This is a genomic window from Pseudobdellovibrio exovorus JSS, from assembly GCF_000348725.1.
In the GTDB taxonomy this organism is placed as follows: domain Bacteria; phylum Bdellovibrionota; class Bdellovibrionia; order Bdellovibrionales; family Bdellovibrionaceae; genus Pseudobdellovibrio; species Pseudobdellovibrio exovorus.
The window spans coordinates 2,167,771-2,189,403 of record NC_020813.1 but is presented as its reverse complement, the minus strand read 5'-3'; the positions used below and the strand labels follow the sequence as shown (position 1 = coordinate 2,189,403).

The 21,633-nt window shown below is 41.3% G+C and carries 20 protein-coding genes; 16 read left to right on the top strand and 4 right to left on the bottom strand.

The features are described from left to right. The first annotated feature begins 4 nt into the window (after positions 1 to 4). The 15 genes from flgC (at position 5) to A11Q_RS10750 (ending at position 15,702) form a co-directional block, all read left to right on the top strand. A complete protein-coding gene (gene flgC, locus A11Q_RS10820; protein WP_015470854.1) occupies positions 5 to 448 on the top strand; it encodes a flagellar basal body rod protein FlgC in 444 nt (147 codons plus the stop codon). A 46-nt stretch (positions 449 to 494) separates the two neighbouring features. Then, positions 495 to 818 (top strand): flagellar hook-basal body complex protein FliE, encoded by a 324-nt coding sequence (gene fliE, locus A11Q_RS10815; RefSeq protein WP_015470853.1) that lies wholly within the window; start codon positions 495 to 497, stop codon positions 816 to 818. A 1-nt stretch (position 819) separates the two neighbouring features. Further along, complete coding sequence (gene fliF / locus A11Q_RS10810) at positions 820 to 2,469, top strand: flagellar basal-body MS-ring/collar protein FliF (protein ID WP_015470852.1); 1,650 nt, start codon at positions 820 to 822, stop codon at positions 2,467 to 2,469. Positions 2,470 to 2,472: 3 nt separating this feature from the next. Further along, complete coding sequence (gene fliG, locus A11Q_RS10805) at positions 2,473 to 3,507, top strand: flagellar motor switch protein FliG (RefSeq protein WP_015470851.1); 1,035 nt, start codon at positions 2,473 to 2,475, stop codon at positions 3,505 to 3,507. Next, complete coding sequence (locus A11Q_RS10800; protein WP_015470850.1) at positions 3,494 to 4,282, top strand: FliH/SctL family protein; 789 nt, start codon at positions 3,494 to 3,496, stop codon at positions 4,280 to 4,282. Before fliG ends, A11Q_RS10800 begins: the two co-directional genes overlap by 14 nt. Further along, positions 4,279 to 5,598: a FliI/YscN family ATPase gene (locus A11Q_RS10795; RefSeq protein ID WP_015470849.1), complete on the top strand. Its 1,320-nt coding sequence runs from the start codon at positions 4,279 to 4,281 to the stop codon at positions 5,596 to 5,598. The genes A11Q_RS10800 and A11Q_RS10795 overlap by 4 nt, the downstream gene beginning before the upstream one ends. Before the next feature lie 39 nt (positions 5,599 to 5,637). After that, entirely contained in the window at positions 5,638 to 6,117 is a 480-nt protein-coding gene (fliJ, locus tag A11Q_RS10790) for a flagellar export protein FliJ (RefSeq protein ID WP_015470848.1), read from the top strand. Beyond that, a complete protein-coding gene (locus A11Q_RS10785) occupies positions 6,101 to 6,844 on the top strand; it encodes a MotE family protein (RefSeq protein ID WP_015470847.1) in 744 nt (247 codons plus the stop codon). The genes fliJ and A11Q_RS10785 overlap by 17 nt, the downstream gene beginning before the upstream one ends. A 43-nt stretch (positions 6,845 to 6,887) precedes the next feature. After that, positions 6,888 to 8,438 (top strand): flagellar hook-length control protein FliK, encoded by a 1,551-nt coding sequence (locus tag A11Q_RS10780; RefSeq protein WP_015470846.1) that lies wholly within the window; start codon positions 6,888 to 6,890, stop codon positions 8,436 to 8,438. Between the two features lie 33 nt (positions 8,439 to 8,471). Continuing rightward, the gene (locus A11Q_RS10775) at positions 8,472 to 9,467 is read left to right on the top strand and encodes a flagellar hook assembly protein FlgD (RefSeq protein WP_015470845.1); all 996 of its coding nucleotides are present in this window, start codon (positions 8,472 to 8,474) and stop codon (positions 9,465 to 9,467) included. A gap of 1 nt (position 9,468) precedes the next feature. Further along, entirely contained in the window at positions 9,469 to 9,930 is a 462-nt protein-coding gene (locus tag A11Q_RS10770) for a TIGR02530 family flagellar biosynthesis protein (RefSeq protein ID WP_015470844.1), read from the top strand. A 116-nt stretch (positions 9,931 to 10,046) separates the two neighbouring features. After that, positions 10,047 to 11,333, top strand: a complete 1,287-nt coding sequence (locus A11Q_RS10765; protein ID WP_015470843.1) for a flagellar hook protein FlgE — start codon at positions 10,047 to 10,049, stop codon at positions 11,331 to 11,333. A 234-nt stretch (positions 11,334 to 11,567) separates the two neighbouring features. Further along, positions 11,568 to 12,815, top strand: coding sequence for a TolC family protein (locus A11Q_RS10760; protein ID WP_015470842.1), 1,248 nt, complete (start codon positions 11,568 to 11,570; stop codon positions 12,813 to 12,815). Further along, positions 12,808 to 13,752 carry an efflux RND transporter periplasmic adaptor subunit gene (locus A11Q_RS10755; protein ID WP_015470841.1) on the top strand — a complete coding sequence of 315 codons (945 nt, stop codon included), beginning with the start codon at positions 12,808 to 12,810 and terminating at the stop codon, positions 13,750 to 13,752. Before A11Q_RS10760 ends, A11Q_RS10755 begins: the two co-directional genes overlap by 8 nt. A gap of 3 nt (positions 13,753 to 13,755) precedes the next feature. Beyond that, positions 13,756 to 15,702 carry a MacB family efflux pump subunit gene (locus A11Q_RS10750; RefSeq protein ID WP_015470840.1) on the top strand — a complete coding sequence of 649 codons (1,947 nt, stop codon included), beginning with the start codon at positions 13,756 to 13,758 and terminating at the stop codon, positions 15,700 to 15,702. Positions 15,703 to 15,964: 262 nt separating this feature from the next. Here A11Q_RS10750 and A11Q_RS10745 read toward each other — a convergent pair whose 3' ends face one another. Continuing rightward, a complete protein-coding gene (locus tag A11Q_RS10745; RefSeq protein WP_148284990.1) occupies positions 15,965 to 16,474 on the bottom strand; it encodes a hypothetical protein in 510 nt (169 codons plus the stop codon). Then, positions 16,474 to 16,707: a hypothetical protein gene (locus tag A11Q_RS14080; RefSeq protein ID WP_476704231.1), complete on the bottom strand. Its 234-nt coding sequence runs from the start codon at positions 16,705 to 16,707 to the stop codon at positions 16,474 to 16,476. The genes A11Q_RS10745 and A11Q_RS14080 overlap by 1 nt, the downstream gene beginning before the upstream one ends. 25 nt (positions 16,708 to 16,732) lie before the next feature. Between A11Q_RS14080 and A11Q_RS13900 the strand changes: the two genes are divergently transcribed. Next, positions 16,733 to 16,885, top strand: a complete 153-nt coding sequence (locus tag A11Q_RS13900; protein WP_158320373.1) for a hypothetical protein — start codon at positions 16,733 to 16,735, stop codon at positions 16,883 to 16,885. Positions 16,886 to 16,970: 85 nt separating this feature from the next. Here A11Q_RS13900 and A11Q_RS10740 read toward each other — a convergent pair whose 3' ends face one another. Further along, the gene (locus A11Q_RS10740) at positions 16,971 to 18,041 is read right to left on the bottom strand and encodes a hypothetical protein (RefSeq protein WP_015470838.1); all 1,071 of its coding nucleotides are present in this window, start codon (positions 18,039 to 18,041) and stop codon (positions 16,971 to 16,973) included. Further along, positions 18,038 to 21,631 (bottom strand): RHS repeat protein, encoded by a 3,594-nt coding sequence (locus tag A11Q_RS10735; RefSeq protein ID WP_015470837.1) that lies wholly within the window; start codon positions 21,629 to 21,631, stop codon positions 18,038 to 18,040. Before A11Q_RS10735 ends, A11Q_RS10740 begins: the two co-directional genes overlap by 4 nt. Between the last annotated feature and the right edge of the window lie 2 nt (positions 21,632 to 21,633).

The following is a 21,633-nucleotide window of genomic DNA, read 5'->3' as shown; positions in this document are numbered from 1 at the left end:
GGGAATGAGTGACTTTTTATCTGGTTTCAGAATCGGCTCAAGTGGTATGGCGGCTCAAAGAGCTCGTCAAAACACGATTTCGTCTAATATTGCCAACATCAATACAACGCGTACTCCTGAAGGGGGGCCGTATCGTCGTAAGGATGTGGTTTTCGAGGCCATGCCCGATGCTAAATCTTTTGGAGATATCATGGGTGTCAATGATCCGAAGGCAGACTTTAATCGAGTTCAGGTCACGGATATTGTTCACGACACGAAAGCGCCTATCTTGAAATATGAGCCAGGGCATCCAGATGCAAACGAGGAAGGCTATGTGGCTTACCCGAATATCAACATCATGGAAGAAATGACGAATATGATACAGGCTACGCGGGCTTACGAGGCTAACGTACAGGCCGTGCAGGCAACCAAAGATATGGCTTTAAGTGCACTGGAAATTGGTAGATAATTAAGAGTAAGAATCATTTGGTACATTTTTAAGAGGAGTATAGACCATGGACGGTTTAACAATCTCAAATGCAAACAGATTTCTAGAAACAGGAAGTCTGGATTCAAAATCAATCAAGATTGATTCAGCCCCTACAGCGGGAACATCTGGACCGTCTTTCGCAGACACTTTGAAAGAAGCTGTGGGCAATGTGAACCAATTGCACCTCGATGCAGATCGCAAAGCGCAAGAGTTAGCAACAGGTAAAACAGATGACATCGCGGGTGTCATGATTGCGACGGAAAAAGCGGACATCGCTTTAAGAACTATGGTTCAAGTCCGCAATAAAATTATCGATGCTTACCAAGAAATCATGAGAATGCAGGTGTAATGTGAATAAGTTCTTTGGCGGGATTGTTGGTCAATTTCAAGAGTTCTATAAATCGCTTGGTCCGACCAAGCGTATGGCTTTGGTTACATCGGTTTTCATCGGTATTATTGCTATTGGTGCAGTTGTATTTATGGCGTCAGGCAAAGACTACGCTGTATTGTTGACGAATGTCCCTCCAGAGCAAGTTCCAGTTATCATCGAGAAATTAAATTCAAAAAACATCCCGTATCAATTGCGTGATGATGGAAAAACAGTAACAGTCCCAAAAGACTTCTTACATGCAACTCAAATGCAGTTGATGTCAGAAGTGGGCTCATCAAAAATGGGCAGTATGGGACTTGAGATTTTTGATAAGCAAGAGTTCGGTGTGAACTCTTACACTCAAAAAATCAATTATCAACGTGCCCTACAAGGTGAGTTGATCCGTGCGATCAACACTCTTTCTGCAGTTAAGCAGTCAAAAGTTATCTTGGCTTTACCAGCAAAGAAAACAATGTTGGAAGAATCGGCTCCACCATCGGCTTCGGTGGTTGTTGAATTGCATGCAGGTAAAGAGTTATCTCAGGATCAAGTTCGCGGTATTCGTTATTTAGTGGCGAATGCAGTGGAAGGTATGGATGCTGAGCGTGTTACCATTTTAGATGATCGTGGAAAAATGATCAGTCGTGTATCTGAAGGTGTGACAGGTGCCTCTAGCGAAATCATGGAACACAAAGCTAGAGTCGAGCGTGATTTCGAAAGTCGTATCGAGTCGATTTTATCTAAGGTTGTCGGTCACGGCAAAGTCGTTGCTAAAGTGGATGCGACAGTGAATCACAAAGTGATCACTTCGGTTGAAGAAAGCGTTGATCCAGATCGTACAGCGATTCGCTCGCAGACGACACAGGAAGAGTCTTTAGACGGAGCGCGTACGAATCCAGTGGGTATTCCAGGTTCTCGTTCTAATATCCCTGGTGCTGAAGACGGCAGTGGACAAGTTGGCTTTAAGCAAGATGTAAAAAAAGAGCTTAAAACAGTAAACTACGATGTTCCTAAAACAGTAAAAAATATCAAAGAAGCTGCAGGTGCTGTTGAAAAAATCACAGTAGCTGTGTTGATTGATGGTGTTAATACGACTGTGACGAACGCTGACGGAACAAGCACAAACTCATGGGCTCCTCGCACAGCAGAAGAAATCGCTAAGTACGAATCACTAGTAAAAAATGCAGTGGGCTTTTCGCCTCAACGTGGTGACAGTGTTAAAATTGAGTCGATTCAGTTCCAAGTTGAAGACTTCAGTGATAGCGAAAGACTGTTAACAAATATCGAAAAGAAAAAATTAGTACAGTCTTTAATGAAATGGGGCTTACTTGGATTCTCGTTATTGTTATTCTTCTTCATGGTGGTACGTCCATTCATGCAATGGATAACCGATTCATTCACAGACTCTGTCGAAGAGATGTTACCAAGAACTTTAGAAGAGCTGGAAGAGCTTCACTCTGTGGATAATTCCCTTCCGGGCCTTTCTTCAGTGTTACCGATTTTACAAGAGTCGATAGACCCTGAAAAAGCAGAAAGTGAACTGTTGAAAGATAGAATTTTAGCCTTGATGCAAAAAGATGAAGAAAAAGCGTCAAGTGCTATCAATATGTGGGTTGCGAGGAAGGAATAGTTAATGAGAATCAGTCGCTTTGAAAACTTAGATTACGATCAATTACGTGGTGTGGATAAAGCTGCGATATTGGTGAATTATCTGGGTAAAGATGCCATTAAGGTGCTTTTTCAGAAGATGGAAGATGGCGATATTCGTAAGTTACTTCACTTGATGTCGAAGTTTAAAATTGTTCCTGTAAGTATTACTAAACGCGTTCTAGAAGAGTACTACGAGCTAGTAAGCGAGTCGGAAGAGTTCATTTTCTCTGAACAAATGGGCAGTAAAGAAAATATCGTAGATGCTTTGGGTGAAGAGCGTGCCCGTGGAATCTTGGGTGGTTTGAATATTAACTCAGGTTCTGGTCGTACATTAGAGTCATTAGAAATGGTGGATGCGAAATCACTGTCGACATTCTTAGTGAATGAGCATCCGCAAACTGTAGCTGTTATTTTAGCTCACTTAGAGCCAGAGAAAAAAGGTGAAGTTTTAAGAAGACTTCCTGAAAGTCTACAGGCAGAAGTGGTTCTAAGAATGGCGAACTTAGATAACGTGGATCCAGAGTTGATTTCAGAGATCGACAAAGTGTTAAAGAATCAATTGTCGAACAGCCATACTGTTGAGCAAGCTTCATTGGGTGGTGTACAGCCAGTGGCCGAAATGCTGAACGTTATGGATAAAAATACAGAGCAATCTATTATGTCTCGCCTAGAAGAGAAAGATCCTCTTTTAGCGGAAGAGATTCGTAAGTTGATGTTCGTATTTGAAGACATCGCGAAAATTGATGATCGTGGTATTCAAATTCTTCTTAAAGAAGTTCCAAATGATAAATTGTTGTTGGCTCTTAAAACAGCAAACGAAGATATTCGTGGAAAAATCTTCAAAAATATCTCGGCTCGTGCGGCAGAAATGTTGCGTGAGGACTTATCGAATATGGGACCTGCTCGTTTATCAGATGTTGAGTCCGCTCAGCAAGAGATCGTTAATGCGGCTCGTAGGTTAGAAGCTGAAGGTAAAATTATCATAGCACGTGGTGGTTCAGAAGATGCGATGGTCTAGTATAGTTAAAACAAATGATGAGGAAATCGAGCAATCGGACGTAACCGTAATGAGTTACGTTCCGAAGCAATTCGATCTACAAACTCCAGATTCTGCTTTGCAATACTTGCAGGAAAAAGCGCGTGGATCTGATTTCGTGATGAATGATGTTCTTCGTGTTTTAACTGGTGTTGAAGATATCGAACGTAAAACTGAAGAACAGACTATCGAATTAAAAGTTCTTGAAAAAGTTTCGGTCCTTCAAGAAGAAGCTTACCAAAAAGCCTATGAATTGGGTTTGGAAGAAGGACGCAAGCAAGCTGTCGGAGACACTTCGGCAGAGCTGCAACAAAAAAGTCAGATGTTAGATCAGTTGCTAGAAAACATGCAGCAGATCAAAGAAGAAATGGTTCGCCAAAATGAAGCTCATATCATGAAAATGATCTATGAAGTGGCGACTCGTTTAGCTTTTGACCATGTAAATGAAAATCAAGATTTAGTTCTAAAAGTTATCAAAAAATCAATTGAAGATGCCCAAGCTGACGAGAATGTGAATGTTCTGGTAGCTCCTGAACAATTGGCTTTCCTAGAACATGTTCAGCAATCAGCGGGACGTCAAAATGACTTTTTGAAAAAAATTAAATTTGTCGCGTCTGACAGTGTCTCTGTTGGTAGCTGTGTTGTCGAAACTAACTATGGTGTGATCGATTCTCGAATTGAAGAACGGGTCAGTAAATTATGGGCTGAATTAAAACAGGCCGTACCTAAGGTGAAATCGCCAATCGAGCCCTCATGATTATTAACTTTGATAAATATCAAAATTTAATTAACAACACTCACCTTACTAATGACAGTGGTAAGGTAACGGAAGTAACGGGCCTCATTATTAAAGGCTACATTCCAGGTGTAAGTGTCGGCAGTATCTGTGAAATTCAGACTGCGGCCTCTGATAAGCCGGTGTTGGCTGAGGTCGTAGGATTTCGTGATCGCCATGTCTTGATGATGAGTTTGGGAAGCCAACAGGGTATTTCCATGGGCTCAAAAATTACTCTTAGTAAATCTATAGCGACAGTTAAAGTCAGTGAAGAACTACTTGGACGTGTTGTTGATGGTATGGGAAAAGCGTTAGATAACGGCCCTGAAATCGAAATCACCAATGAAGTTTCTTTATATGGCGAAGTCGTTAATCCACTGATGCGGGCTCCAATTCGCGAGTCTTTAGATGTGGGCGTGCGCGCCATCAATGCGGCCATCACCGCAGGCCGCGGGCAGCGTGTGGCGATTATGGCCGGTTCAGGTGTGGGTAAGTCCGTTCTGATGGGAATGATGGCGAAACAGACCGAAGCCGATGTGAATGTGATCGCACTGATCGGCGAGCGGGGCCGCGAGGTCCGTGAATTTATTGAAAATGAATTGGGTGAAGAGGGTATGCGCAAAACAGTGGTTGTTTGCGTGACCAGTGATCAAAGTCCTCTATTACGTATGCGTGGAGCCTTTGTCGCAACAGCTATTGCTGAGTACTTTGCTCACACAGGCAAAAGCGTGTTGCTGGTGATGGATTCCGTAACTCGTTTTGCCATGGCCATGCGTGAAATCGGATTGAGTATCGGTGAGCCACCGAGCACAAAAGGTTATACACCTTCTGTATTTTCAACTTTACCAAAGCTTTTAGAGCGCGCCGGAAACTTTGAAGGTTCTGGTTCTATTACAGGTTTTTACACCACCCTTGTTGAGGGTGATGATATGAATGACCCTATCGGGGATGCAGTCCGCTCTATTGTGGACGGGCATATTGTTTTAAGCCGTGCTATTGCTCATAAAGGGCATTTCCCCGCGATTGACGTCTTACAAAGTGCAAGCCGTGTAATGAAAGCGGTGACAGACCCAGATCACGTGCGTATGGCGCAAAAACTACGCGAGATTCTAGCGACCTATCGTGATGCCGAGGATCTTATCAATGTGGGAGCCTATAAAGCTGGAGCTAACCCTAAGATCGATAAAGCGATTAAGCTCATTGACCCAATTAATGAGTTCTTACGTCAAAGAACAGAGGACCACTCGAATATGGAGCAGTGTATGCGTAAGCTGTCCCAAATCGTAGCTGGTGCCTAAGACCACAGAACAAGCTGAAGATAATACGGAAGCCAAAAGATGAAGAAGTTTAAGTTCACTTTAGAAAAAGTACTCAAACAGCGCCAAATCGCTGCGGACATGGCCCAGAAGGGCTTTGCCGAGGCACAGGCGGCTTATGACGAGGAAGTGGCTAAAAGGGACGAAATGGTTCATGTTAAAAATAGTTCGCTTGATCAAAGGGCGACTATGATCCAACAGGGCTCTGGTTGGGTTAATTCTGTTGAACAAATTAATGAATTTGTAATCGGGCAAGACTTAAGAATTAAAAACCAGAACCTACGTCTACTGGAATTCGAAAAATTGGTCGAGTTGAAACGTGAAATTTTGCGACAAGCCGTTTCTGAGGTTAAGATATTAGAGAAGCTTGAAGAAAAGCAGCGGGCTGAGCATAAAGCACAGACTGATCGCGAACAACAAGCGGATATGGATGAGTTAGCTGTATTGAGGTTTTCTAGGAAGGAAAATCTAATAAAAGGAAGTCATGAAGACGGGATATGATCAACACTTCAAAAAAATGAAACAGACGCCTCAGACGTCTGCTACTCAGGTAAAAACTAAGAGTTCATCTTCTGTGGCAAATAACAGAAGAAAGGAAAAGAAATCTTTTCCAGTGATGCCTCTTTTTAGTTTTATGTTGATTGCCGCTGCCGGATTATTGTTTTTAGAAAACTTTGACTCGGTTGAATCTTATTTTAAAAAAATTGAAATCAGTGTGGGCACAGCGCAGGCGAATGAAACGACAAATGCCCAGCCTGTCGAGGCGACTCCGGTTGTTCCTGCCGGAACAGTGGATAAAGTTCCGACTGTAGATGCGAAAAAAGTAGATGATACGGATTATCTATTTAAACTAGCAGAACGAAAAAAGCAGTTAGATCAACGTGAAGAAGAGTTGAATAAACTAGCTGAAAAAATCGAAAAACAAAAAGTAGAGATCGCTGAAAAATTGCAAAAGCTAGAAGAAACGCGTGCACGTATTTCGACGGCACTAGAAGAAAAAATTCGCGACGACGATACGAAAGTGGATACGCTGGTGCAAATGTACTCGAACATGAAACCGCAACAGGCGGCAAAAGTTTTCGAGACATTGGATGAAGATTTAGTTATCGAAATTTTAGGTCGCATGAAAAAGAAAAATGCGGCAGATATTTTAAATTTAATTGCTCCTGAGAAAGCTCAGGTGTTTGCAGAGCGCTATACGGGATATAGAGCTCCAGCAAGCAAGTAGCTGGATCGGTAAATGAGTAACAAGAACGGCAACAAGGAGGGAAATGCTCGATAAAATGATAGGTGTCAGCCCCCCACAAAAGGGAGAGGCTCTAGAAACCAAACTTGCAGAGAGCAAGCGGTTTCGTGATACTTCCGGTGGTGACTATCGAAAAGACTTCGAAAAAGCACTACAAGACAAACTAGATCGGCGATTGGAACAAAGAAAAGACGATCTGGCGGCGAAACGGGAAGAAGAACGAAGAAACGCAGCACAAAGGCAAGAAGGGTCAAGAGCTGAAAAGGATTCAGAAGGGCAAAATAAAAAGTCACTTGGGGGAACAAAAAAGAGAGTGACGGAAGATGAAGACAAGATAGTTTCAAATGTTATGGCCTCAATCGAGAATAATATTGAAACTCCAGAGTCGAAGATAGACGGACTGGCGAAGATCGAAGTTGGAATCACAGAAAATGCTCAATTAGCTGATCTACTAGCCAAGGCTTCATTGCCTGCGGCAGAGGGATCTGATGTTATGGCTCAGACCGTGTCTGCAGATGCAGAGCTGTCTTTAGCACAACTGTCAGACCAGATGCCGACGTTAGAGGGCGAAGTGGCCTCTTTGTCGCCAGAGCAAGCTTTAGAAGAAGCGGCTTTGCAACAGCAGGATAAAGCGTTGTCATCGAAGTTGGCGTCATCGTCTTCTTTACAAGCTGACTTAGAAGCGGCTGTGGATTTCACAGAGGGTTCTAAATCTCTTGTTTCAGAGGGGTTGAATGCGCAAGCTAAGCCTTTGAATGAGGTGCAAGCACAAGGGGCTCAGAAAGCGCAGCAATTCGAGCAAGATATTTTAAGTAAGCTTCAGCAAGATAAAACATTTAGTGTACCTCAGGCTCAAAGCAAAGGATTTTCAGAACAAAGTCAGTTCGAACAAAAAAGTTTCGAGCAGATGAAAGATCTAAGATCTGACCTGATGGGAAATAATGGATTACATCAAGCTGCAGGACAGTCTCATGGCGAATTTAAAACTCATTTGCAAGCGACAGCAAGCACTTCGACAGCAATGGCGAATGCTGATGTCAATGCCGATGTGGGTGACGCCAGCATCCGCGAAATTATGAATCAAGCACAGTTCTTGGTAAGACGCGGTGGTGGTGAAGTTAACGTGAAGATGACTCCTGAAGGTATGGGCGAGGTTCAGTTAAGAGTTCTTCTACAGAATGGAAAACTGAATGTTGAGATGCAAACTCAGACTCATGAAGCAAAAAAGCTTCTTGAAGAGAGTTTATCTGATCTAAAGTCGGGTCTAGCTGCTCAGCGTTTAAGTTTAGAACATGTTAAAATTGACACTGTAGGTGCGACAAATGCTGACAATACGGCTCAGAATCAGTCAAACTTAAATCAGGGTAACTCGCAACACCAAGCGCGTGAATTCTGGAATGATATGCAGCAAAACTCTCAGCAGGGTTTTTCTGGTAACTCATCTGGTAGCTCTTCAGGGCAACGTGAATGGTCAGGGTCATCTGTAGATCTTCAAGCTGGCAATCGTGCGCAATCCGCACAAGCTTTAAGAACTTATGGTGGAACTAAAGGCGCAACTCTGAACAGAGTGGCTTAAGTAATGGTTTAACAAAATAACCGAGGAGACAGAATGTCAACAATGGGAATGAAAGTCGGAACGAAAACTTGGAATGATCAGTCAACTGAAATGGTCAATCCAAAAGAAGTTCAGTCTTTAACTGATGAGCAGAAACAAAAAATTGGCTCTGAAGATTTAAGTGCATTGTTGAATCGCGCTGCCGATAAAAATTGGGTCGACAACTCTAAGCGAGTTGCAGGACACGGGAATGAAAAAATGGATAAAGATGCATTTTTCAAATTGATGTTAACTCAGTTGAAACATCAAGATCCGATGAACCCGCTTAAAAATCACGAGATGGCGGCGCAGTTGGCGCAATTCTCGAGCTTAGAGCAAATGACGAACATGAATACGACTCTTGGTAAGATCGAAGCACGTGGCTCACAGCCGCAGGATTTCCAAGCTTTAAACTTAATTGGAAAAACTGTTGCTGGTGACTCTTCACGAGTTGTTAGAACACAATTCGATAAAGAACACGATTTCAATTTCAATCTTGTACAAGATGCAGGCGATGTCAGTGTGAAATTATTTTCTGCGCAAGGTGAATTAGTTCGTGAGTTTAACATGACGAACTTAAAAGCCGGTGAAAATAAAATCACTTGGAATGGACAAAATGATAAAGGTGCTCCGCAAACTGCTGGTGAATATTTCTTCCAAGTAGATGCGAAAAATAATGTTGGAAATCGTATTCCTGTGCGTACTGAGTTCAAGGGAACGATCACTGGTATTAGCTTTTCGTCTGAAGGACCTGTACTTCAGGTGGGAAATCAGAGCATAAAAATGAAGGACGTAAGTCAGATTACAGACTCAAGTGCTAAGCAGAACGACCAGAATTTAAAAAACTCTACTAGCCTTGACTTGAAAAACACAGGTGATGCATCGCAAACTAATCTTACAGCAGAAGACACTTTATCAACGGTGCCCCGCTTCTCTCAGAAGGGCAACGTGATGACGGATGTAGCGATGGCACCAGAATTAATGGAACAGTTACAGAAGGAGATAAAGTAGCATGGAAAAGATGAAGTTGAATAATCCTGCCCTGATGAATGGGTTGGATAGAATACAGAATCTGATCCCGACCAAGCCGACGGAAATTAAAAAATCCGGTGGTGAAGGCGAAGTATCTTTTAAGGACACCTTCAAAGATGCTTTGAAAGAGGCGAACTCAGCGAATGAAACGGCAGCTCTGAAGACAGGTGCCGCGAAAGCAGACGGGCCTCAGCTTAAGTTTTCTAATCACGCTATCGAGCGGATGCAGTCGCGAGGGATTTCCTACTCGCCTCAGGATCTGACAAGATTGGGTGAAGCGGTTCAAAAGGCCGCGGCTAAGGGTTCGAAGGATACATTAGTGTTAATGGATCATTCAGCCTTGATCGTGAGTGTGAAGAACAACACGGTCGTGACGGTGATGGATAAGAATGCATTAAAAGAAAATGTGTTCACCAACATCGACAGCACTATAGTGATGTAGACTTGCATCTCTGTAGTTAGTTTTAAAAAAGAATATTAGGGCTGGTCCTCGTAGAGGGGGCCCTTCATAACAGTGTCAGCTAACGACAGGCTGACCTAACATGACATGGAGGTCATATGAGCGTTCTAGGATCAATGTGGACAGGTGTATCTGGTTTAAAAGCACAAGGCGAAGGCTTAAGTGTAGTAGCAGATAACATTGCCAACTCAGGCACAACAGGTTTCAAAGCATCTCGCGCAGAATTCACAGACATTATGTCTCGCAACTTAAAAGGTATCGATGGTGGTAACCAATTAGGTCGCGGTGTTCGCTTAGCTGCAGTAAACCCTATCCTTTTACAAGGTAACATTGATCATACAGATCGCGGTACTGACCTTGCTATCAGCGGTGATGGCTACTTCCAAGTTAAAGGAAGCCAAGGTGTTAACTATACTCGTGATGGTTCTTTCTTATTCGATAAATCAGGTCACTTAGTAACTCAAAGCGGTCAAAAAGTTCAAGGTTACATGGCTGATGAAAAAGGTAGAATTGAAAACCGTGTTGGCGATATCAAATTCCCTCGCGCGTTGATCAATGCTTCTGCGACTAAAGAAATCAATTTAGAATTAAACTTAGACTCTCGTGCGGTTGCTGATGCAAAAGTATTTGATGCTAATGATCCGTACAGAACTTCAGATTACGCTACAGCGGTAGAAATCTTTGACTCTCAAGGTAACAAACACGTAATGAACTTGTTCTTCAACAAAGGTCAAGATCGTACATGGACATTCCGCGGTTTAGTAGATGGTAAAGAAGTAGAAGGAACTCCACTTGGACAAGAAATGGCTCAAGTGATAGAAGGTCGTCTACAATTTACTGAAGATGGATTGTTACAATCTCAAGAAACAACGACATCTAACTTCAACTTTGCTGGTGGTGCACAACAAAACCAACAAATTAACTTAAGCTTCGGTGATGCTATTGCAACTGGTGGCCGCGGTGAAGGTACTAAGCAATACGGTAAAGAGTCAGATGTTATCCGTTGGGATCAAGATGGATACTCTGCTGGTACAGTAACTAGCTTAGCGTTCAATGATGACGGTGTTTTAACAGCTTCTTACACGAACGGTCAAATCTTGAGCCTAGGTCAAATCCTAGTAGCAAAATTTGAAAATCCAGAGAAATTATTCAAAACAGGTGGAAACATGTTTAAAGAATCAAGAGACTCTGGCAGCCCTTCAGTAGGTTCTCCAGGTTCATCTGGTCGCGGTACAATCATGGCGAAGTCTCTTGAAAGATCAACTGTGGATATCGCTTCTGAATTCGTGAATATGATCACGAGCCAAAGAGCCTTCCAAGCGAATGCTAAAACAGTTTCAACTTCTGATGAGTTGCTAGCTGAAGTCATTCAAATGAAAAGATAGTAAGAGCTAGTTAATTTAACTAGTTCAATAGCTCTAAAGATAACTCCATAATAAACAACATGTCGGAAAAGCCCACAGTTTTAAACTGTGGGCTTTTTTTTATTTCAGAGCAGAGTCGTTACAGCAGTGTAAAAAACAAATGTTGAAACAATATGGAGAGGCCACTCTGTATAGATAAATTAAAAAAAATTAATGAGTTGAAATTTAAGTCGGGCCCCCACTAAACTAATCAACATGAGGATTTTAGTAAGCGCTTTAACTGTATTGATCGCGACCATGACGCTTGAGGCTCGCACTCTCAATTGGAGTGATGCCATTCAGATGGCGAAGCAAAATAGTCTTGAATACCAATCAGCATTAAAAAATTATGAGTCAGTCAAAGAAGCTCAGACAGCAGGCATGAGTGGGTTTCTACCACGAGTGAGCGCTTCTATGGGGGCTTCACATGGACAAGTGATCGGTAGCCCAAGTACTCACGGCTATAGCGCTCAACTTTCAGTAAGCCAAAACCTGTTCGCAGGGTTTGCCGATATCAACTCGTATTATCTATCAAATACAAAAACTCAGCAAGCTAAGGCCAGCTTGGATTCGACGTTATCGCGTTTAAGCAGTGAACTGAAGCAGGCCTACGCTGAAGTGTATTACATGCAGGATTTTAAACGGCTGACGTCTGACATCTTAAGACGTCGTAAAGAAAACTATGAGAATGTAAAGCTACAGTACAACATGGGACGTGAAAATAAGGGTTCCCTCTTACTATCTGAGTCTTATGTTGAGATGGCGAGTTACGATGTGATGAGCGCCGAAAATAGCTCGGATCTTGCCCTTGATAACCTCAAACGTATTTTGGGTCTTCCGACATCTGAAGAGATCACGGTCGACAGCAATGTGCCACGGGGGAATGAAGACATTAAATCAGTGGACTTCGAACAAATAGCGAATCGTCACCCTGATGTTTTAACAGCTCAGTACGATGAAACGATGTCTTTGCATAGCCTTAAAATTACACGGGCTGATTTTTTACCGAAGCTGGACTTATCAGGCAGCTATGGTTATTCGGATAATAGGTTTTTTCCAGAAAAAGACTCGTGGTCTGTGGGACTGACTTTGTCGATTCCTTTATTTGATGGATTGCGAACCTATTCCAGTTATCGCTCGTCTTCGTCGACTTATGAAAGTAATAGATTGAGTGCGCGTAATGTATTTTTGAAAGTCTCAAGCGAGATCAAAAAGTCTTACTATGACTATATGCAAGCGCTACAAAAGGAAAAGATAGACCGAAATTTCGATAAGGCCGCTATTATGCGTGCTGAAGTTGCGCGTAATAAATATAAAAATGGTTTTATCAATTTCGAAGAGTGGGACATTGTTGAAACCGATCTTATCAACAGACAAAAAGAAAATTTATCAAGCGAACGCAATCGTATCATCAAGCAAGCACAGTGGGAGCAAGCTCAGGGTATTGGAGTCTTACATGAATAAGAAGTATGTTATTATTTCCCTTGTTTTAGCCATTCTGATCGCCGGTGGCGTGTGGTTTTTCTTTTTTAAAGCGAAACCAACGCAGTATCGCGAAGCCGAAATCAAAAAATCCGATATCGCATTAAAAATTTTAGCCACGGGTACAGTACAGCCCGAGAACCGCTTGCAAATTAAGTCTCCGCTAGCAGGCCGCGCCGAAAGTATCAATGTACGCGAAGGCCAAAAAGTTAAGAAAGGCGAAATCTTGGCATGGGTCAGCTCAACAGAGCGTGCTGTGCTATTAGACGGCGCGCGCGCTCAAGGTGAGGCGGAGGTCCGCAAATGGGAAGAGATCTATAAACCCACACCGATTATTGCTCCGCTGGCAGGAACGATTATTCTGCGCAGTATTGAACCAGGACAGACCTTTACTACTGCCGATGCTATTTTGGTGATGGCAGATCGTCTGACGATCCAAGCTCAGGTGGATGAAACGGATCTGGCGCAAATCTTTGTGAAGCAAAAAGCCGAAGTGGTTTTAGATGCTTACTTAAATAAACCTCTAGAGGCGGTGGTGAGTCACATTGCCTACGAAGCCAAGACAGTGAATAACGTCACCACTTACACTGTCTATGTGTTGCCACTGGAAGAAATTGATTTCTTACGAAGCGGTATGACAGCGAATGTGAACTTTATCGGAGAATCTAAGCAAGATATCACTGTTGTTCCCAATGCCTTTGTGAAATATGAAGCGGGACGGCCCTATGTTCTAGTGAAGACGGGGAAAGAGCCAGAAAATCGTCCCATTCGTCTTGGCATTACCGATGGAAAACAGACAGAGGTGCTGTCTGGCTTAAATGCCGGAGATATCGTTGTCGAAGCCATCGTGGCCGAGAAGAAAAATACCTCTAGTGGTGGGATTAGCTTTGGCGGTCCCCCTGGTGGCCGTAGAAGGTAAAGTATGATTGAACTACGTCAGATCAAAAAATCCTATGTGATGGGCGATTCAACCCTTGAGATTCTTAAGGGGATTGATTTGCGTATTGACGATGGTGAGTTTGTGGCGATCATGGGCCCGTCGGGTTCGGGTAAATCGACCTTGATGAATATACTGGGATTACTTGATGTACCCTCTGATGGTTCGTATAAGTTTAATGAAATTGAAACCGCACACATGAGCGAAGACGAATTGGCCATTGTTCGCCGTCGTGAAATTGGCTTTATCTTTCAACAGTTCAATCTGTTATCGCGGATGACCGCCGCTGAAAACGTGTCCCTTCCACTGCTGTATTCGAAGCAGGCGGTGGGATTTGAGCGAGCTCACAAACTTCTAACGGATGTCGGATTAGAGTCCCGCTTGGATCATAAACCCAATGAACTTTCGGGCGGTCAGCAACAGCGTGTGGCGATTGCACGTGCTTTGATTAACAATCCCCGCATGATTTTGGCCGATGAGCCTACGGGAAATCTAGATTCTAAAAGTGAAAAAGAAATCATGGAGATTCTAAAAAAGCTCAATGCTTCGGGAATTACTGTGGTTATCGTGACTCACGAAGAAGAAATCGGGCATCAAGCTAAGCGCCTGATTCGTATGCGTGATGGTCAAATTCTTTCAGATGAACGAATTGAAGATTATCAAAAGGCTGATAACAGTTCGTCGGGAGCATGGATTGAAACCAAAAACTCGATCAAGGATTTTTGGGTCTATTTCAATCAGGGCTTCAAAACACTATTAGCCAACAAGGTGCGCACAGTGCTTTCTATGCTCGGCGTTCTGATTGGTGTGGCGGCGGTTGTGACGATCTTAGCACTAGGCAAAGGAGCCGAGGCTCAGATCAAAGAAAATCTATCGTCCCTAGGGACTAATTTGTTGATGGTGCGTCCCGGAGTCACGCGGGTTGGGGGAATTGCTCAGTCCACAGGTGCGGCCAACCGGTTACTTTATAGTGATGCCGATGTGATTAAAGATAAAATTGAATCGGCCCATCGTGTTTCGGCTGTGGTCAGCACTCGGGCGCAAGTTACTTTTTCTGCTAAAAACTGGAATACCACTGTTCAGGGGAACTCGTCGGATTGGGCTGAAATGCACAGCTCGGTTCCGTTGGTGGGACGATTCTTTACCACAGATGAGGATGATCAACGGGCCCGCGTAGCTGTTATTGGGGCCACGGTTAAGAATGAACTTTTCGGTGATCAAAATGCACTTGGTGAAATGATTAAAATCAACAAGGTCATTTTTAATGTGATCGGAGTACTTCCGGCAAAAGGGGCTTCGGGCTGGCGTGATCAAGACGATATTATTTTAGTGCCACTGAAGACGGCGATGTTTCGCTTAATGGGAACAACCAGTGTCAGTTATATCGAAGTGGAAGTGGATAAACCTGAAAATATGGTACAGGCCCAAGATTCGATTGTGTCTGCCTTGAACACCGCCCATCGCATTCCCGATACGCGCGCAGAGCCTGCTTTTGAAGTGCGTAATATGGCGGATATTCAAGAGGCAATGGAAAGCACCATCGGAGCCATCTCGTTGTTGCTATCGTCGATTGCGGCGATTTCACTTTTGGTGGGTGGTATCGGTATTATGAATATTATGTTGGTTTCGGTCACCGAGCGCACGCGCGAGATTGGTTTGCGTAAAGCCTTAGGGGCACGCGCCAACGATATCCTGTCACAGTTCCTTTCTGAATCCGTTGTGGTCAGTGTGACCGGTGGATTGATGGGAGTATTGCTCGCGGGAATTATCTCGATGGGCATTAACATCTTCGGCGGTTGGGCGACCAGTATCACTCTTCAGTCTGTTGTCCTTGCCATGGTTTTTTCCTCATCTATCGGCGTTGTCTTCGGAGTTTATCCGGCGTTGAAAGCGGCGAGGTTGAATCCGATTGATGCGTTGAGGTCGGACTAATCTCTGTGTACTTTGGGGCTTTTGAAAGCTCAGACAGCTGCAAGCTGAAGTTGTCGTGTGTGCAGATGATGTTGTTCAGGATTTTTCAGCTTGCAGAACTCGTTTCAAAAGTCCCAAAGCATACAGGGAAATCAGTTTTGGTCAATTCTAAATGGCGTTAATTTTTTTCGTTATTGCGAGGTCAGCAAAAATTAAAGTTTCTTCAAAGACCCTTTCTTTTGAGTATGTGGGGTCTTGGGCCGTTCAACACCCTCGTAATGTATTAAATTTTTTCAGTAGATTTGATGATTACTTCAAGGGCTTGAGTTAACATTGCCATAGCTTTTTGTATTCGATTTTCTGAATCTAATCCATTCTTTGGTTCAGAGAATAAAAGTTCGTTAACTTCAATAGCCATACAATATTGTCCAATATTAGGCTTATCGAAAACTGTTAATTCGTTACAGTGCTGCTCTATGTATTTGAAGCCTGGGGTCAGAAAAGCTAGCTTAGTCATATTATAAAATATTCGAGACTCTTTTGAAGCTAAAGGATATTTAATAATAACTTCATTTTCGGAATATGATGGTATAACACAGACATCAAGTAATGCTATTTTAGAGTTATTTTTACTAAGAGTAGTCAAGATTTCTGAAATTTTTTTATTGTTAAAATCATTAGTAACAATAATCTTACCCATAAAATTAAGAGCTGAACAAAAGACTTCATTGGCGATATTATTTGGATTCATCTTTGTAGTTGTTCTTAATATGCATAATATTGGTATGCTCATTATATAATCCCTATGGTACTGCCAGCAAAAGTTAAGGGTTGAAATTCTGGATTCGTGTTTTTTATCATATTTCCGTACTCATCATATTCTATCTCTTCAACTGTCTGGCGAGTAGTGGGATTGATTACATAGCGAATAGAGCCAAGCACTGGGTCGTGTAAGATTCGATATGAGACACCATTTTTAACGACATAGCTTGGTACGTGCTGTATTTCGGGGCCATAAAGATACACAAGCTTAGTTTTTTTAGAATATAATATGCGTACGGCGATTGGGTTTATAATACACCTAAGTACAATTATCGAAATGATTCTTACTGATTTTGAAGAAAATAATTTTTACGATGCACAAGATCTATTTCACATGCGAGGTTTTCTTGAAAAAGCGCAAGATGTGAGGGCGTTATCTTAACTCTATGGTGTTTCATTAATTAGATTTTAGACATAGGTCAGGGATGTTGCGGCTCTTTGGAATCTTTTAGAAGTAGTTAGTATAACTAAGTATTTTTATGCTTCTTAAATCTTTTTATAAAGACTATTAGTCCTAGGATGAGGCCAATTAGTGGAACAGAGATGTATACTAAAACATTGCTATATGGAGTTTGAAATGATCTTTCTTCGAGAGAGTCTGTTACTTCTTTAACAATATTTTTATCTTCAATGGTAAGATAGGGCCAGCTGGCTTGTGATTTTGTTAGATAAATTTTAGCGTTGGTCATATCTTGAGCGTCATAGTAATAATACTGTAGTAACCTAACATCGATTTCTGGGTAATAAAGCACATTGTCGCTTGAAATTTCTAAGTATAAATCTTTAGCAAGCTCTATTTTAAAGTGACTATCTTCAATAGCAGCAAAACTAAAAACAACAGCTATATCTTTTGGGCATAACTGGTATGCTTTCTGGATTAATTCAGTGATTTTCGATGATTTACTTTCCCAGCCATATAAGAACATCTCTTTATTGGCTAATAGAAGATATTTCATGGGGTTAGAGTCTTGCAGATTGTTTATTAAACTTAATGATTTATTTATTGTGTTGGGAGGTTCAGGTAGTTTAATTGCGAGACTAATTAAAGACAGAATCATTCCTTCATCAATAAAAGGCAAATTATCGATGGCTAATTCGATCTGTTTGTATCCATTTTCTAGATTTCCCATATATGAATCTAGGACTCCATCATAATACATTCTGTAACTCTCAATAATACGATTCTCAGATGAAAAAGATAGGAACTGTCGTATCTCTTTTAAATTATTACTGCGAGCCATCATTAAAATATTCGCGGCAAGAATTCTTTCGGAAAAAGACATTTTCGTTAAGTTTTCTTTAAGGGCTTGAGCTTTATTTAACTGTTCAATTTGGCCGACTTTAGTTACAGTCGAGATTAATCCGATTAATAGCTGTTCAACTTCGTCTTTTGCAACGAATGGGTCCATAGTTCCAGAAGAACAAATTTTTATGTAATTATCTGTCAAAAGTGGATTTGTTTTTTTGTCATTAAATGCAAATGCTATGCTTTGGAACATAAAGAATAGAGATATAAAAGAGATAGTTATATTTTTCATCTATTTATCCTCGTATCCGAGTCCCAAAGACCTCCAGCAAAAGTTAAGGGTTGAAATTCTGGGTTCGTGTTTTTTATCATATTTCCGTATTCATCATATTCTATCTCTTGAACGATTTCCCGAGTAGAGGGATTGATGATATAACGAATAGAACCAAGTCCTGGGTCGTGTAAGATTCGATATGAGACACCATTCTTAACGACATAGCTTGGTACGTGCTGTATTTCGGGACCATAAAGATACACAATCTTAGTTTCTTTATTTTCATCCAAGATCGCAGCAATACGAGTCTGATCGTACCACAARTAGTATTCGCTTGTAACGCCATTGACGAGTTTTTTTAGTCGACGATTCATGCCATCGACTTTGTATTCAATGATTTTTCCGGATGGCAGGGTTACCTTTTTTAAATTACTGAAGACGTCGTATTCATATTGAGTGCTGCCGTAACAGTTTGTCATCGATTTTAAATCACCATCATCGTTATAGAGGTAATCACGATTAATCGAACCACGTAGAGTCAAGAGTTGGTCATCGTTGCTATGAGTGGCTATTGTACGTTTTTGCGGAGTTGAATTTAAATCCACTTTTTGACGGAACTCTTTTAAGTTGTTGTTTGAACCGATAGGAAAATCATATTGATTATAGTGATCGACACTTAAGACCTCTTGATTATTAACCAAGTGACGACGATTTCTTTGCACTTGAATCAAGCGATCATTCGCATCGTATTCAGGTTTTAGCTCGTAGTGAGACTGTAAGGTCTCATTATTACTATTTATAGTTAAAGAGGAAGCAGAGCTGGCGTGTCCAAAATTGTCATAATGACGATAAGAGTAGATACGTAGCGGCTCGGAATCCCCATCTTTTCCCATCCCCCAAATTGTTTGCATAGGTTTATCCGTGGCAGGATCTTTACCATTTTGGTAATAAGCACTAAAAGAGCCTTGCCATGATTCTATTTCAAAATATTGATTTTGTGCTCTAAAAGAATAGTTAACCTCATTGATTCTATTGATTAATCCATTAAAGTAACTCAGTGAAGCGATCTCATTCGAGTTTAATAAAATTTGATTGTGGCGTAAGCGATTTTCTTCAAAATTATAATCCAAAGTCGCTATTACGGAATTGTCCGTGTCATACCATTTTTGCTGTTTAATTTCTGAACCAAACCATTTGTGTTCTAAACGAATACCATCGGCAGAATTGACGGCCTGCAAACGTTGATGGGCATCATATTCATAAGAATATACTCCCGAGGATACCCCTAAAGAGCTCAGTAGGCCATTAATAGGACTATAGGTATATTCTAAAGTCTTACCACTTGGCTTTGTGACCTCAATTAATCTATGGCTGGTATCATAGACATAGCCAGTTTGCTTGTTATTCGGAGTTATATATTTTTGCAGAAAGTCCCCTAGTCCCATTTGAAAATAATGGACTTGATTTGAAGACGTTGTGATTTTTTTTAGATCGCCCGCATCTGTATATTCGTAATGAGTTTGCTCGCCGTTAGCTGAGGTTTGTGTTAGTACTTTACCTTGAGAGTCACGCATAAAACTAGTGATCTGGTTTTTAGAATTTGAAATCTGATTTACATAGCCCTTAGTATCATATGTATAGTTTTCATAATCAGAGCCAGTCTCGATTTTAATAAGTTGGCCATCTTGATTATATGTAAATTGTTTTGCTTCTTGAAATGGGGCTTCAATGCGTGTGATCTGCGCCGCTTCGTTAAAATACCAATAAGTATCGTGATTTAGTGGTGAGCGATACCAAATATACTTTTCAGGAGCATTCGTAACATAGCGCTCAGTATGCGAGTCATTAGAATAATTAATCGTTTTGACAATAGTATTCAAATCTAGGGGGTTATTGCCAATGTAAGAGTACTGAGTGCTTATATGTTGAGTTTCGGAAGAGGTTATACCCTCTTCCGTTACCACTTTTGTGGTTTGTGTTGTTAAAGGTATATTCAATCCAAATAGGGGGTGAGGGCTATGCTGAATTGATTCGCTGTTTTGCCCTTGATAGGTAGTAAAGCTAGAAGGATTACCTTCTGCATCCTTACTGAAAACTTCGGATTGAACAAGTGAATCCGAATTGTCGGCTCTGTAAGTGACCTCATAACCAGAATCAAATGAAAATAAGACTTTTTTAGCAATACCCCAAGGGTGTTCTAATTTAAAAACACGATAGCCTTCTTCAAGCTGTGTCAGTAACTTTTGATAAAAGCCAGTATTTTTATTTTCAGCAGTTAACTCATTAAAGGCATTATATTCAAAAGAAGTGATAACGCCTGTTAAGTCCTGAAAAGAGGATATTAATCCTGTTGTCAGAAAATAATTAATATGATGGCTCTTTTGAAGAGAGTTCGTCACCGTAACGATGCGATCGTTTTGCATCTGAATGAGTGTTTCTTGTCCATAGGGTGCGACGATTTTAGTTAATTTGTTCTCTGTATCGTAAATTAATTGAGTAGTCTTCCCATATAACCCTTCAATCGAAGTTAACTTATAGCCTTGAGCGTAGTTGAACTTATATTTTGTTGTATTCGTCAATGCTAGACGTGTTTCAAGATGCTGTCCTAACCCATTAAATATAAAATATTCATTTGGGTCCAACTTGTTTGGTACTATGTAGGCAGTTACACCTTGTATTGTAGTGGTATGAAGTGTTTGGTCTTGCACATATTCCGATATAGTTCCGTCACCTCGAAAAAGAGTTTTACTTTCGTGATCGAAATAATGATGTATGCTGAATGTCCATCCGCCCAATCCCCAAACTTCAGGATTGTAAACAGTTAATTTTTTAGAGAAAGACCATGTTGGGATGTCCAGCCTTAAAGGAGGTTCAATAATCGGCATCAGCACGTTGTCTATAAAAGACACTTCGTATGAAACTTTAGAAGTAAATATATTTGAAGAAGTGTTACCTGTTACGGTATCCCATAAATTTTTATAAGGATTAGATGAAGCAAAAACTTCAATAGGCTCTTCCTCTGCAACTGTGACCTGTATTTTTGTATAAGATATCTGCGGAACCATCGAATGGTCTGCTTCTATAAGGCGAGCTCTACTTTTATGAAAAGAACTGTAATTCAAATAAAAAGGCACACCATCTAGAGGAATTTGCTCATCTACGGTTTTTTGAGCGTAGTTGATAATACTACCGCAAGCTGAAGTATTAGATGAATTATTGGATGATGGTGCTGTACTGTCTCCATTAGCACCTCTACCGGGGCCTCCGCTGCTTCCTCCAGTTCCTGGCCCTCCATTGCCTCCAGAGCCCCAACCAGATCCAGGAGCTGGGGGGTCTGGAGTTATGAGTGGATAACCACATTGCGAAGATGATGGAGTATTGGACCCAGGGTTATAAAAGTAATATTTCATAATTAGGAAATTGGGGCCAACTTGATTTATTAAAACACTACCTGTAACAGAAACGCTTCCACCTGAGCCTGTATATAAGAGAGACTCTTGCTTTTGATGCTCTAAGCAACCGAGAAAATTAGGATTGTTCGAAAAATCAAAAGCCTCTGATTTAGAAGATAGAAAAACAGTAAATACTAGTGTTAAAAAATACTTCATAA